The organism is Pseudoalteromonas sp. SA25, assembly GCF_011378705.1.
In the GTDB taxonomy this organism is placed as follows: domain Bacteria; phylum Pseudomonadota; class Gammaproteobacteria; order Enterobacterales; family Alteromonadaceae; genus Pseudoalteromonas; species Pseudoalteromonas arctica.
Window position 1 is genome coordinate 19,248 of record NZ_WTKV01000012.1, and the last position, 14,062, is coordinate 33,309.

Consider the following 14,062-nt stretch of genomic DNA (forward strand, 5'->3'; position numbering starts at 1 on the left):
GTATGTTTCAGGTAAGCACCCCACAAAGTAGCGAAGATTGGCAAGCGTATTACCAATTGCGTTGGCAGGTATTACGCGCGCCTTGGGGCGAGCCTCGTGGCTCTGAACAAGACGATATGGAACAAGACTCTGAGCACCGCTTTATAAAAAATAAAGAAGGCGAAGTGCTAGGTGTAGCACGTTTGCACTTTAACAATCATGAGCAAGCACAAGTGCGCTACATGGCAGTTGCAGAGGGGAACCGTAATCAGCATATTGGTAGTCGTTTGCTTCATGAGCTTGAAAAAATAGCATGGACACAAAATGCCGATGAATTGGTTTTGTTTGCACGCGAACGTGCGCTTGAGTTTTATAAACGCCACGGTTACGAATTAAAAGAAAAAGCGCACTTAGCGTATGGCGATGTACAACACTTTAAAATGGTAAAGCAAAAACCGTGTGAGCCAGGCTGGTTCCGTCATCCAAATTGGACGCAAGTACTACAAAATACGTGGCGAGAGTCTATTCCAATTAGTGACGCGATGGGTATTAAGGTAGAAAGCTATACCGATTGGCAATTTACAACCAGTGCCGACCTAGACGCTAACTTAAACCTACATAACACCATGTTTGCAGGCTCTATTTATAGCTTGGCCACGCTAACAGGTTGGGGCGCTACGTACTTAGCACTTAAAGAAGCTGGGCTTGAAGGTAATATTGTATTAGCCGATGCTAACATTAAGTACTTAAAGCCGCTTACTACCGACCCACGTGGTTGTGTTGATATACAAACCTGTAAGGGCAAGTTAAGCGATTTAGAAACCGACGGTAAAGCAAGTTACGTAGTGCCTGTAACTATTTACGATGGTGATAACGTGGTTGCAGAATTTGAAGGGCAGTTTGTAGTAAAAAAATAACTGTTTAGCTGTTCAAAACACAAAAAAGCCAAGCGATGCTTGGCTTTTTTGTGCGTAAAACTTAGAGAAGTATCACAGCAGGTCGGTTAATAATATACCTACACCAATACGTTCTACATCCGCGTTGTAATCAATTAAGCTTTCGCCATAACCGTTAAAGTATTGTGCATAACCACGAACTCGGCCCCATAAAGGAAACGACCAGTCGAGTTGAATTGCACCACGATTATCTGAATTTAAATTGTTACGTGTCATAAAGCTAAATTCATGGTCATGAAAACGATACGCGCCGCTAAATTCAAAGTAACCCATGTATTTGTATATGTCTGGGTTGTCATCGCCCTTAGCTTCTAAAATATCTTCTTTTTCGTCCTCAGCTATTCGGTACCAAGGTTTAAAGCTAAAAACAAAGCCTCTGTTTTCCCAGATAAAATCTGCATAAATACGGTTCCACGAACGTGAGTTTGGTTGGCTTCGACCATTTGACTGATGCGAGATACCTAATGCGATTGCCATTTCGTCGCCCCATAATACGTTTTCTGGGTCGAGGTAATTTATCCAAAATATCTCTGGTTCGTAGTTGGTCTCACGAAATGGAGAAGAAATTTCTGAGTTATAAATCTGCCAATATGATTGCAGTGTAAAGCCAAAAAATATGGCTTGGTCTTTATCCGAAAAATCATCGTAAAGAGGTACTTTTATCGATAGCTGGTATTTTGCTTCTAAGTTGTCGAGCGGTTCACCGTCGTTATCGTCTGTTAGTGCATCAAAGCCATCAAATGGGCGATCGTTTGGGTGTGATACGTACGAAAGCGGTAAAATATAGTTACGCTTATGTGGCGTAATTACATTTCTATTTTTTTTACCTACTTCTTCACGAGCTTGGCGTTTATCAAGCGCGGTAAGTTGTTTGTCTTCTTCAAGAGCTGAACACTTTTTACGAAGATCGTCTAATGTTTGTTTACCATCTCCGCCAATTACCTCATTTAAAATACACTGCTTTACAAGTTCGATGTCGTTGTCTTGCTCATTTGTAGCAACTTCTTCTTGTGCGAAGGTAGCTGTACTTATTAAGGCAGAAAGTGTGATCCAGTGGCGCCAGCTCATTGTAATTCCTTGTGGGTTCGGGTTGTGTTGTATGCGTTAATTTAATTATAACGTCTTTTTACATATGTAACGGTGAACTTTTACTGAATTTGTATTTATAACAAGGTCTATACGTATACAAAGTAAATATAGATCAGAAAAAAAAGCGGCCTAGGCCGCTTTTTTAATGCACATTAACTATGTGCTCTCACGCAATGAGGAGGGTGAGCTAAAGCTCAAATATGTTAGTAAAAAACTTATAAAGTTCGGTGCCTTGGTTAACACTCGCCGAGGCAAAGTGCAAAATGGCAATTGCATCGCAATCTAGGGTGAGTGTTTGCAGTGGTTGCTCGCTTAAGTAGCGCTCCATGCGTAAAATATTAGCAATAGGCTCACCGGCTTTAATGTGCCCACCAAGTGGGGCTAAGTATTCAACCATGCCGCCAATAGGGGCGTAATAAGCAAAGTAGTCATCTAAATTACATGCATAGCGAGTCATATTGGCTGGCGTATGCGGTGCGTTTTGTAATACGCCTTTGTGATTTAAGTAACTTAAAATGCTGTTAGCATCGTTTAGTGCTTCTTTTAAGTCTATTTTTTCTTGGCTGCCTAGCTCTACAGTAAATGCTTCTACAGGTATTGATAATTCACGACCTTGCTCGCTAAGTGCATCATTCAAATGCCACCATGGGCAAAAGTTAGCTTCATCCATAGCACCGTCAAAATCACTAGGAATAAGCAATATATGCTCAATATTAAAGTAACGTGCGCTGTCGGTTGCATAGGTTGGGCAGTACAAATGCTTGCTTGAAATAGGACCTGTGTGTAAATCGAGTACTATATCAGCCTGATGAGCGAGCTTTTGTAGGTTAAGTGCAATGCGTTTACCCGTATTAAGTAAATAAGCAGGGCCGTTAAGTTTGCTGTCTACTTCGTCAATAAGCGCCTGTTTGAAGTTACTTTTTAATGTAGCGTCGTCATACTGGGTATGATTTTGTGCAAACTGTGCCACTAAATTTTTATTGTAGTGATACATGCGGTTCCAATTAGTGCCTGTAATTGGATCGAATCTGCCAAGAGTAAACTCGCCCGATTTTTGATTACAACCAATCGGATTTGCATAAGGTACAAGGGTAATATCGCCATTAAGATTAAGGTGTTTTAATTGCTCAAGTAGCTGAAAAATAACTGCGTTACCTTGTACTTCAGCGCCATGCATATTGGCCTGAACATAAACACTAGGCCCTGTGCCATCGCCTTTTAAGCGATACACCGGAATTGTAAGCGGTAAGCCGTTTGCAACTTCTCCTACTATAATGTTCTCTTGGCTGATGTGTGTTGTATTACTCATGCTTATTACCTTAAGTAGTGGCTGGCATTTTCGGCTTGGCGAACACAGGTAAGTTCACCATTTTGCAATGTGTACTCGGCGGCGAGCTCGTGGCATAAAAAATACGGCATACTTTCGGTAAAGCCGTAAGCACCGCATTGGCTAAACACTAGCCAGTCGTGCTCATTTAAATCGCTTGGCAGGTTATGTTCACCCAAGCAATCAAGCGCTGTACAAAGTGGGCCGTATAAAGTGACCGCTTGAGTTTTAGCACTGGATTCACGCAGTAACGCAGCAGGAAAATCTTGGCTGGTAACAGCAGGGCGTAATAAGTGATTTATACCGCCGCTTAAAATGACTTGCTGTTGATTATAGTTTTGTTTGCGCTCTATTACTGGGTTTGCGTAATGACCACATTCGCCAACGGCATAACGACCAAGTTCCATCCATAATTCTTCTACACCCGCATCATTTTTAATTTTAGCGAGCGCAGCTATTAAGTCATCCCAATCAAGCGTTGCTTCATTTTGTGTATAAGGAATACCTAAGCCGCCACCTAAATCGAGAATTTTAAGGCTAATATTTAAATCGCTGGCAAGTTGGCTAAGTGGTGCAATCATTTGTGACCACAATTCGCTTAACTTTTGCGTGCTAAGCATGTTGCCCCACTGAAAAATATGCAGGCCGTCAAAGTTAAGTGCAGGGTAGTCGGTTACATTGAGTGCTTGCCACTCATCACAACCTAAACCAAACGGCGTAAGGCTGTCGCCGCCCAGTGGGTTTTTTTCACCCTCAGGCCAGCGTAATTGCACTCGCAGTAATACTTGTAACTGCGTATTTTGTAGTTGCGCTTGTTGGTTTAACCAACGTACTTGATTGAGGCTTTCGGCTACGAATATACGTACGCCGCGCTCAATAAAGTGTTTAATTTGTTTAGGGCTTTTTGCAGGCCCTGTGTTGAGCACGCGCTGTGAGCTAATACCTTGTGCTAGCACTTGCTCAAGCTCACCTTTACTTGCTACGTCAAAATTAAAGCCAGCGCTGTCTAAGCTTTGAATAATTTTAGACAGTGGATTTGCTTTTACCGCGTACCACAGTTTTACATCGGTTTGCGCAACTAAACGTGCAAGATGCGCGTTTAGTTGATCTAGGTCGTAAACAAAAAAAGGTGTATCAAGTTGTTGTGTAATTGTATTTGCAGCGGTTTTGATAGGCGTGCTCAAAAAGCTCATTATCGTAAAACCTCTTCAAGCAATAACGATGCATCGCTTTTTTCGTCGCGGTATTTAACTATTAACGCACACGACATGCTTAGGCCTTGCTCGCGCGCCCACTCGTTTGACGCAGGGCGAGAGCCTGGTATTACAATAGCGTACTCAGGGATTGGCTCGCCTTTATCTAGTTGGCGCTCGTTTACGCAGTCGTATACCGGAATAGTTGCGGATAAACGCACGCCTGGGGCAAGTACTGCGCCTTTTTTAATAACTACACCTTCAACAATAATACAGCCAGCGCCAATAAATGCGTCGTCTTCTACAACTACTGGGCTTGCACCAATAGGCTCAAGTACACCACCAAGCTGAACCGCAGCACTTAAATGTACGTTTTTACCTACTTGTGCACACGAGCCAACTAATGCGTGGCTATCTACCATTGTGCCTTCGTCGATATATGCACCAATGTTTACATACGCTGGTGGCATAATAATCGTGCCTTTAGCAACATAAGCACCACGGCGAACACTAGAGCCACCCGGCACCATACGTACGCCATCATCAGTACTAAATTCTTGTGGAGCTAAGTTATGTTTATCAACAAAACCACCTGCAAACTCAGTATTAGTGCCATTTTTGAAGGCATCCAAAATGCCTTGTTTTACTTCTACGTTAGCCTGCCATTGGCCGCTTTCGTTTTGTGATGCTGCGCGTACTGCGCCCGATTCTAAATTATTTAATAGTTCTAACCAGCTCATTATAAAAACCTGTATTTAATGCCAAGATAAAATTGTGTTGTTTGCAGTTGTGATGCAATCGGTTTGAGTTAACTCAAGGTGTGTTAAAGGTGGACGAAGTTGCGGGCTGCTTAAGCGACCTTGCAAATGCATCAATACCTTTACGGGAATAGGGTTTGCAACAGCAAATAGGCTATTAATAGCGCTTGACCACTGGGCAAATAAATTAGGGTGTTGACCACTTAAGCTGCGTTTAACAAACTCGTGAGTTTGTGCGGGCCATGCATTTGCAGCTACCGACACCAAACCTTTTGCGCCAGCTTGAGCAAAATAAGGCATTAGCGCATCGTCGCCACTAAAAATAGCTAAATTAGGCGCGGCTTGGCGATAAGCTTCAAACTGAGCAATGCTGCCGCTCGCTTCTTTTAACGCCCATAAATTTTTATTGTTTTGCAGATTTTGAATTGTTGCCGTTGGGATACTAACAGCACTTCGACCCGGTACGTTATAAAGCATACACGGGTGAGCGCTTGCATTAAGTAGGCTTTCAAACCAATGAGTTTGACCTACAGCGCCGGGCTTTGCATAAAGCGGTGAGCCAAGTAAAAAGCTATGAATTGGGAGTGTATTACAGTAGTTAACCCACTCAATTTGTTGCTTTAAGTTACTACCGCCCACAGCAACCATGAGTGGTACTGCTGGTTTTAGCTGGCATACGTGTTCAACAATGGCTTGTTGCTCTTTTAGCGTTAGTGCTAAACCTTCGCCCGTACTGCCAAGTAGTAAAATACCGTTATGTGCCGCTTCTTGATCGCTAACCAGTTTAGTTAACGTGTTGTAGTCAACATCGCCGTGTTGATCAAATGGCGTTACGAGCGCGGTCCACAATGAGTAGTCGTTTAAATTGAAGTTGTTGATCATCTCTCACGAACTTATAATTTGTACCAATTTTATTAAAAACGTGATCATTTTAGCGATAACTAATTTAATGCAATTGGTATTATTCGAAGAGTTAAAAAGCTTTATGGAAGGAGCCGCATTAACGTCGTTCGAACTAATAATTCGAAGAGCGAATGGGCTTAAAATAATAGGGCGCACGGCCTTAATATTTAAGACCAGAAGCTCTCCACCAAACTAATAAGCTGCTTTTATAAGCAGCTATTGGTGACAGTCGCTAGGGTTCAACCTAGTCGCCCGAAATAAACACCTCGCAAAAGTGATTACTTCTCGGCGTTAATTCCCCTCACGTATGCTCACTGGAGTTTGCGCTCCTAACATACGCTACCTGAATAACGCACCTCTTCTAGCCCTTTACACCTGTTTGTAGAGTAAAAACTTACAAACCGGTGCAATTTAAATAGGGTAATTACGGCGATTAAAGCATTTTAGCCGTCTAGGTGTCAAGCGACTAAATGCATATTCATTCATCCATAATGGGAGTGGTTACGTATTGGGTGCTTTTCTCGTACACTAGCAATATAAGTAGTGAGGTATTTAATTAGTATGGAAAAATTTAGCGATATTTATAAGCGAGCGGTAGAGCGAAAAGGCTCCGAAAAAATGCTTAAGTTATTACTTGCAAAACCGCTATCTAAAAAACAACTAAGCACGTTAAGTGACGACGATTGGCTTGAGGAATTTACTCGAAAAGTATTTCAAAGCGGCTTTTATTGGTCAGTAATTAATAATAAGTGGCCGGGCTTTAGAGAGGTTTTTTGGGGTTTTAGCGTTGATAAGTTATTAATGATGCCACCTGATATGCTGGAACAAAAAGCAACGGATGAGCGAATTGTTCGTAACTATAAAAAAGTAAAAACAATTACCGAAAATGCTTACATGATCCACGAAATAGCAGGGGAACATGGCAGTTTTAGTCAGTTCATCGCTAATTGGCCAACAGACGATATTATTGGTTTATGGGCGTATTTAAAAAAACATGGTTCGCGTTTAGGCGGAAATACAGGACCTTATGCGCTACGAGCACTTGGTAAAGATACTTTTTTACTATCACGCGATGTAGAGAATTACTTACGTGCTCATAAAATTATAGACGGCGGCTTACAAACTAAAAAATCACTGAGTGCAGCCCAAGCTTTTTTTAATGAAATGCAAAAGCAAAGCGGCTTAAGTATGCAAGAGTTAAGTTTAATTGTTGCTTATGGCGTTGGTGACAACCGTGTTGGTATAAGTCAGCAATAATAGGAATTACCATGAAATTAGTGCCAAGATACACAGACATTACGGAAAGCTTTGCGATAGAAGATTTTCCTGCAAGTGTTGCCTCTCCTCAGTTATTGCTGTGGAACGAGAGCTTAGCAAAAGAGTTTAATATTAACGTTGCAGCTGATTTGCGTGCTAGCACTTTTAGCGGTAACGAGAAACAGGCGATTCCTGCGGTAGCACTTGGTTACTCTGGGCACCAATTTGGGCATTTTTCACCACGTTTAGGCGATGGGCGAGCGCATTTGCTGGGCGCTATTAATGATGATAAAAACCAGTTGTGGGATATTCAATTAAAAGGCTCTGGTGCTACTCCTTACTCAAGAGGGGGAGATGGGCGTTGTGCTCTTGGTCCTGCTATTCGTGAATACGTAATGAGCGAGGCAATGCATGCACTAGGCATTAAAACCACACGCTGCTTAGCGGTTGTTGGTAGTGGCGAAACGGTTTATCGTAATCCGCCACAAGCAGGTGCTATAGTTACTCGTTTAGCAACGAGCCATATTCGTGTTGGCTCGTTTCAATATTTAGCGACGCAAGGCGATGTTGAAGGACTTAAAAATTTAGCCGATTTAGCTATAGAGCGACACTACCCAGAAATAACGGATACAGGATCGCAGCGTTATTTAGCATTTTTAGGCGCTGTGATTAAAAACCAAGTTAAGCTAGTTGTGAGCTGGATGCGTGTTGGCTTTATTCATGGAGTAATGAATACCGATAATACGCTAGTAAACGGAGAAACCATTGATTACGGCCCGTGTGCCATGATGAATAGCTTTGACTTTGATACCGTATTTAGCTCTATCGACAAACAAGGTCGGTATGCATTTGGTAATCAACCTAATATAGCTAACTGGAACTGTGCTCGCTTAGCTGAGAGTTTAATACCACTTATTAGCGATGATGACGAGCAAGCGGTTTCATTAATGACGCCATTTATTAATAGCTTTGCAGATCAGTTTAATACTGAGTTTACGGCTATGTGGGCACAAAAACTGGGTTTAAATGAATCTTTCAATAGTAGTGGCGAGTTAATCGCAGAGTTGTTAACACTATTAAAAGATAACCAGCTCGATTACACCAATACTTTTGATGCGCTTACTGAATCCTTAAAAGAAGAAGTAGTAATACCAGAGTCGCTAATTGAATGGAGAGCTAAGTGGGTAAGCTTAACCGACGATAATAGTTATGAAGTAATGAGAACTGCAAATCCTCGTGTAATACCGCGTAATCATGTGATCGAAGAAATAATTGCACAATATAACGCTACTGGGTCTAGTGAGTTGCTACAGCGCTTTATAAAAATAGCCAGTAACCCGTATTCTGACAGTGAAAAATTATCAGAATTTCAAGCTACGCCGATAAATGAGAATGATTACCAGACTTTTTGTGGTACTTAACTCTTAACTTTAAATATAACCACATGATTAAAAAGAGTCATTTTTTAATCAAACATGCGCATATATCTAGGGGAATGTTAATTCTGGTGGTATTATGCGCCGAATTAAAGCCAAGCAATGTTTCTTTGCATTTACATTTATAAGTGCATTTAATTTAATTGCTCTTACATTCCTTGCTAAGTACTAATTTACAAAAAACTACTATATTTATTTTTCAATAAAGTTTTAATTTCGCCTATAGTAAGTGGATGTGTGTTGTGACTGGGCATAGAAAAAAGTTATAAACTTTATTTTTCGTTAAGTATTGATTAACAAAGGCTCAGTTAGTCTATATAAAACTGATTGAGCTAGTATCGATTAGCTACAATTTAAAATTGTTCAAATGGGAAGAAAACAATGAAATTAAAATCACTTACAATTGCAATCGCGTTGGCTGCAACTAGCGCATCTACATTCGCTGCTGATAAAGAAGAAGGTTTCTACATTGGCGCATTTGGCGACTACTATGACGCATCTTGGAAAAACATGCGTGCTCAAGCTGGTCTTGACGTAAATGAATCAACTGGCTGGGGTGTTGAAGCCGGTTACCGTTTCAGTGATTACTGGAGCGCACGTCTTGAATATGCAGATATGGATTTTAATGCTTTTGATAAAGTTGCTGGCAACCGCAACAGTATTGATGGCGAGCGTTACGGTATTGATGCTCTTTACCATTTAAATGGTGGTCCTTTCTACGGTCTTTTCGGTATTAAAGAAATGGACGTAGTAGATGACAACACATTCTTAAATGCAGGTGTTGGTTACCAACATTTCATTACAGATGGCTTATTTGTAAATGCTGAAACAGCTGTATACCAAGGTCTTGACCGTGGCTACACAGATGTAGGCGCTAAAATTGGTATTAACTACTTATTCGGCCAAAATTCAGCTCCTGTAGAGCCAGTTAAACCAGCTCCAGAAATTGTTGAAGTAGCTGTAGCTCCTACAGATAGCGACAACGACAACATTGCTGATGCAGATGATAAGTGTGCTAACACACCTATGACTGATGCAGTTGATGGCACTGGTTGTACTTTATATGAAGATAAAGAAGTAACTGTAAGCTTATTAGTGACTTTCCCTAACAATGCTTCAGCAGTATCTACTCAGTACTTAAACGATATTGAAAAAGTATCTGCATTCTTAAAAGAGTACCCAGATACAACAGTACTTTTAGAAGGTCACACTTCTTCTGTAGGTAAAGCAACTTACAACAAATGGTTATCTAAAAAACGTGCTGATGCAGTAGCTAAGCAATTAGTTTCTGATGGCATTGCTAAAGACCGTATTACTACAGTTGGTTTAGGTGAAGAGCGTCTTAAAAATGATGCAAACACTAAAGCTGCAAACGCAGAAAACCGCCGTGTAGAAGCGCATATCAAAACTATCAAAAACGTTAAAGTTTTACGTTAATTAAATAGTTTGTAATAAAAACCCAGCCAAGTGCTGGGTTTTTTTATGCCTGTAATAAATTAATATTGGTTAATGGTAATGATTCTTACTTAACAAGTATTCATGAAAATAGTTTTTACTACAACCACTATTCATAGTATTTATAATCGGTATAATCAGTTGCGTAACTGGATGGATTTTCATCTATCCATAAAAGCTTTATAATTACGCGTTAGAATACTATAAGTATTGGGTAACTTATTTGCGCTTGAAGCGCTACCGGATACTTTCACGTCACCAAGAGGGCAATATTGTGCTACAAGAATATCGTAAACACGTAGAAGAACGTGCCGCGTTAGGTATCGTACCAGCGCCATTAGATGCTCAGCAAACTGCTGATCTTATTGAATTAATCAAAACTCCACCTGCAGGTGAAGAAGAATTCATTTTAGATTTGTTCATTCAGCGTATACCAGCAGGTGTTGATGATGCTGCTTATATTAAAGCGGGCTTCTTAGCTGCTGTAGCTAAAGGTGAAACTAATTCTCCACTTGTTTCTAAAGAAAAAGCGGCAGAATTATTAGGTACAATGTTGGGCGGTTACAATATCGCACCAATGATTGACCTACTTGATGACGAAACACTTGCACCAATCGTAGTTAAAGGCCTTTCAAATACATTACTTATGTTTGATGCGTTTTACGATGTAGAAGAAAAAGCAAAAGCAGGTAATACATTCGCTAAGCAAATTATTGAGTCTTGGGCAAATGCAGAATGGTTTACTAATAAACCAGCTGTTGCTGAAAAGATTTCAGTTACTGTATTTAAAGTAACTGGCGAAACAAATACTGATGACTTGTCTCCTGCACCAGATGCATGGTCTCGTCCAGATATCCCACTTCATGCTTTAGCAATGCTAAAAATTGAACGCGATGGTATTACACCTGATAAAGCGGGCGAAGTTGGTCCAATTACTCAGATTGAAGAATTAAAAACTAAAGGTTTACCACTTGCTTACGTAGGTGATGTTGTTGGTACGGGTTCTTCTCGTAAGTCTGCAACTAACTCTGTACTTTGGTTTATGGGCGATGATATCCCGTTTGTACCAAACAAGCGTGTTGGCGGTGTATGTCTAGGTAATAAAATTGCTCCAATCTTCTTCAACACAATGGAAGATTCAGGCGCATTACCAATCGAATTAAATGTTGATGAACTCAACATGGGCGAGCAAATCGATATTTATCCGTACGAAGGTGTTGTTAAGCAACATGGTACTGATAAAGTGATTTCTACTTTTGAGCTTAAATCTGATGTGATTTTAGATGAAGTTCGTGCTGGTGGTCGTATTCCACTAATCATCGGTCGTGGTTTAACTGATAAAGCGCGTACATCTCTTGGCTTAGGCGCAACTGATACATTTAAAGTACCAACAGCAACAGAAGTTTCTGATAAAGGCTTCACACTAGCGCAAAAAATGGTTGGTAAAGCATGTAACGTTGCAGGTATTCGCCCAGGTCAGTACTGTGAGCCTAAAATGACAACTGTTGGTTCGCAAGATACAACAGGTCCTATGACACGTGATGAACTTAAAGATCTAGCATGTTTAGGTTTCTCTGCAGATTTAACAATGCAGTCTTTCTGTCATACATCAGCTTATCCTAAGCCTATCGATGTAAGCACTCACCATACGCTTCCTGATTTCATCATGAACCGTGGCGGTGTTTCACTTCGTCCAGGTGATGGTATTATTCACTCGTGGTTAAACCGTATGTTATTACCAGATACCGTAGGTACTGGTGGTGATTCACATACACGTTTCCCATTAGGTATTTCATTCCCAGCAGGTTCGGGTGCAGTAGCATTCGCAGCAGCAACAGGTGTTATGCCACTTGATATGCCTGAATCTATTTTGGTTCGTTTTAAAGGCGAAATGCAACCAGGTATCACTCTACGTGACCTTGTTCATGCAATCCCTTACTACGGTATCAAACAAGGTTTATTAACAGTTGAGAAAAAAGGTAAAATTAACGAATTCTCTGGTCGCGTACTAGAAATTGAAGGCGTTGAGCACCTAACTGTTGAGCAAGCGTTTGAATTATCAGATGCATCTGCAGAGCGTTCGGCAGCAGGTTGTACTGTTAAGTTATCTAAAGAGTCTATCTCTGAATACCTTGAGTCAAACATTGTTATGCTTAAGTGGATGATTTCTGAAGGTTACGGCGATGTACGTACGATTGAACGTCGTATTACTGCAATGCAAGATTGGTTAGCTAACCCAGAACTAATGGAAGCTGACGCTGATGCAGAGTACAAGCATATCGTTGAAATTGATTTAGCTGAGATCAAAGAACCTGTTCTTTGTGCTCCAAATGACCCAGATGATGCGCGTCTTCTTTCTGATGTTGCTGGCGAGAAAATTGATGAAGTATTCATCGGTTCTTGTATGACTAACATTGGTCACTTCCGTGCTGCTGGTAAGTTGCTTGATGGCTTTAAAGGTCAACTTCCGACTCAGCTTTGGGTTGCTCCACCTACTAAGATGGACAAAGACCAACTTACAGAAGAAGGTTACTATGGTATTTTTGGTCGTGTTGGCGCACGTATCGAAACTCCAGGTTGTTCACTATGTATGGGTAACCAAGCACGTGTTGCAGATAAAGCAACGGTTGTGTCTACCTCTACACGTAACTTCCCTAACCGTTTAGGTAATGGCGCAAACGTATTCTTAGCATCATCTGAGCTTGCTGCAATTGCTGCAATCATTGGTAAATTACCAACTGTTGCTGAGTACCAAGAGTATGCTGCGAAGATCAATGCAACGGCGTCAGATACATACCGTTACTTGAACTTCCACCGTATGCCTGCTTACACTAAAAAAGCAGACAACGTGATTATTCAACAAGCTGTATAATTTTTAGAGTTTGTTTAAAAACCCGCTTAGGCGGGTTTTTTATTGGCTAAAATAAATATTAGATAGTTCATGCTTCTTTTTTTATATTATTGTATTAAATCTAGTCTTAAGTTGCTTTTAAAGTAAGTAATCGCGCAAAAATTCCTATCAAAATGCATTAAAATCCTCATCAATATTCTCATTATTTTAGGCGAGATTTTATGACAGCATTAAACAACCAGAATTTACTGCAACTACGTTTTGTTAACCAAGCAAATATTGATTTGGTTAAGCCTTCTTTTGATAACCTGCCTGCAAATCCTTATGCAGATGGTGCCTTTCGTAAACGTCGTTACTCAGTAGTTAAAATGCAAAATGGTGAAATAAAGTTACAACAAACCAAAGCATTTGTTCAAGACGATTCAATTAATACTTTTCAAGGTAATGTAGAGCGTACTTACGAAAACCTAGAGCAAAGTTTACTTGAGTCAGAAGGCATGAAAAGCATTGTAAATGAGTTTCGCCAACTTACCGGTATTGATGTACAGCGTGATATTGAAATTCATCAGTTCCGTATGCTTGCAATTAACAGTGATACACCGGCAGCGCCAGAAGGCGTGCATCAAGATGGTTTTGACCATGTATGTATATGTGGTGTTTCTCACGAGAACTTAGAAGGCGGCGAGCTACTTGTATACGAAAACAAGCAAGCTGAGCCTTGTTTTAAAATGGAAATAAAAGACGGCATGTTTGCATTAATAAACGACCGTCAAGTGTGGCACAACGCAACACCTATGAACAAAATTGATGCTAGCAAACCAGGTTACCTGGATTGTTTTGTATTAACGTCTTAAGGAA

General features: G+C 40.6%; 11 protein-coding genes and 1 riboswitch. Of the genes, 6 read left to right on the forward strand and 5 right to left on the reverse strand.

The annotated features are described in order from the left end of the window. The first annotated feature begins 2 nt into the window (after positions 1-2). A complete protein-coding gene (locus tag GQR45_RS11185; protein ID WP_007582148.1) occupies positions 3-896 on the forward strand; it encodes a bifunctional GNAT family N-acetyltransferase/hotdog fold thioesterase in 894 nt (297 codons plus the stop codon). A gap of 72 nt (positions 897-968) precedes the next feature. Here the strand turns inward: GQR45_RS11185 and GQR45_RS11190 are convergent, their stop codons facing one another. The 5 genes from GQR45_RS11190 to dapA all read right to left on the reverse strand — a co-directional run bounded on the left by GQR45_RS11190 (position 969) and on the right by dapA (position 6,184). Beyond that, on the reverse strand, positions 969-2,003 hold the full coding sequence (locus GQR45_RS11190; protein ID WP_165725931.1) for a phospholipase A: 1,035 nt from the start codon (positions 2,001-2,003) through the stop codon (positions 969-971). Between the two features lie 208 nt (positions 2,004-2,211). After that, positions 2,212-3,333, reverse strand: coding sequence for a succinylglutamate desuccinylase/aspartoacylase family protein (locus tag GQR45_RS11195; protein WP_165725932.1), 1,122 nt, complete (start codon positions 3,331-3,333; stop codon positions 2,212-2,214). A 5-nt stretch (positions 3,334-3,338) separates the two neighbouring features. Beyond that, positions 3,339-4,544: a PLP-dependent decarboxylase gene (locus GQR45_RS11200; protein ID WP_165725933.1), complete on the reverse strand. Its 1,206-nt coding sequence runs from the start codon at positions 4,542-4,544 to the stop codon at positions 3,339-3,341. Further along, positions 4,544-5,284 (reverse strand): 2,3,4,5-tetrahydropyridine-2,6-dicarboxylate N-succinyltransferase, encoded by a 741-nt coding sequence (locus GQR45_RS11205; protein ID WP_007376223.1) that lies wholly within the window; start codon positions 5,282-5,284, stop codon positions 4,544-4,546. Before GQR45_RS11205 ends, GQR45_RS11200 begins: the two co-directional genes overlap by 1 nt. Positions 5,285-5,299: 15 nt before the next feature. After that, entirely contained in the window at positions 5,300-6,184 is an 885-nt protein-coding gene (gene dapA / locus GQR45_RS11210; RefSeq protein WP_165725934.1) for a 4-hydroxy-tetrahydrodipicolinate synthase, read from the reverse strand. Positions 6,185-6,374: 190 nt separating this feature from the next. Beyond that, positions 6,375-6,574: riboswitch (Lysine riboswitch) on the reverse strand. A 192-nt stretch (positions 6,575-6,766) separates the two neighbouring features. Here dapA and GQR45_RS11215 point away from each other — a divergent pair. From GQR45_RS11215 to GQR45_RS11235, 5 genes are all read left to right on the forward strand, one after another. After that, the gene (locus GQR45_RS11215) at positions 6,767-7,462 is read left to right on the forward strand and encodes a DNA-3-methyladenine glycosylase I (protein WP_165725935.1); all 696 of its coding nucleotides are present in this window, start codon (positions 6,767-6,769) and stop codon (positions 7,460-7,462) included. 11 nt (positions 7,463-7,473) lie between these two features. Next, positions 7,474-8,883: a protein adenylyltransferase SelO family protein gene (locus GQR45_RS11220; protein WP_165725936.1), complete on the forward strand. Its 1,410-nt coding sequence runs from the start codon at positions 7,474-7,476 to the stop codon at positions 8,881-8,883. Positions 8,884-9,279: 396 nt separating this feature from the next. After that, positions 9,280-10,335: an OmpA family protein gene (locus GQR45_RS11225; protein WP_024597215.1), complete on the forward strand. Its 1,056-nt coding sequence runs from the start codon at positions 9,280-9,282 to the stop codon at positions 10,333-10,335. 292 nt (positions 10,336-10,627) lie between these two features. After that, positions 10,628-13,225, forward strand: a complete 2,598-nt coding sequence (acnB, locus tag GQR45_RS11230; RefSeq protein WP_007579986.1) for a bifunctional aconitate hydratase 2/2-methylisocitrate dehydratase — start codon at positions 10,628-10,630, stop codon at positions 13,223-13,225. Positions 13,226-13,425: 200 nt separating this feature from the next. After that, positions 13,426-14,058: a 2OG-Fe dioxygenase family protein gene (locus tag GQR45_RS11235; protein WP_165725937.1), complete on the forward strand. Its 633-nt coding sequence runs from the start codon at positions 13,426-13,428 to the stop codon at positions 14,056-14,058. Positions 14,059-14,062 lie beyond the last annotated feature (4 nt).

Excerpts from the sequence above, each read along its gene's own strand:
- GQR45_RS11185 (WP_007582148.1), top strand. The coding sequence starts at position 3 with ATGTTTCAGGTAAGCACCCCACAAAGTAGCGAAGATTGGCAAGCGTAT.
- GQR45_RS11220 (WP_165725936.1), top strand. The coding sequence starts at position 7,474 with ATGAAATTAGTGCCAAGATACACAGACATTACGGAAAGCTTTGCGATA.
- dapA (WP_165725934.1), bottom strand. The coding sequence starts at position 6,184 with ATGATCAACAACTTCAATTTAAACGACTACTCATTGTGGACCGCGCTC.
- GQR45_RS11215 (WP_165725935.1), top strand. The coding sequence starts at position 6,767 with ATGGAAAAATTTAGCGATATTTATAAGCGAGCGGTAGAGCGAAAAGGC.
- GQR45_RS11195 (WP_165725932.1), bottom strand. The coding sequence starts at position 3,333 with ATGAGTAATACAACACACATCAGCCAAGAGAACATTATAGTAGGAGAA.
- GQR45_RS11190 (WP_165725931.1), bottom strand. The coding sequence starts at position 2,003 with ATGAGCTGGCGCCACTGGATCACACTTTCTGCCTTAATAAGTACAGCT.
- GQR45_RS11205 (WP_007376223.1), bottom strand. The coding sequence starts at position 5,284 with ATGAGCTGGTTAGAACTATTAAATAATTTAGAATCGGGCGCAGTACGC.
- GQR45_RS11225 (WP_024597215.1), top strand. The coding sequence starts at position 9,280 with ATGAAATTAAAATCACTTACAATTGCAATCGCGTTGGCTGCAACTAGC.
- GQR45_RS11200 (WP_165725933.1), bottom strand. The coding sequence starts at position 4,544 with ATGAGCTTTTTGAGCACGCCTATCAAAACCGCTGCAAATACAATTACA.
- GQR45_RS11235 (WP_165725937.1), top strand. The coding sequence starts at position 13,426 with ATGACAGCATTAAACAACCAGAATTTACTGCAACTACGTTTTGTTAAC.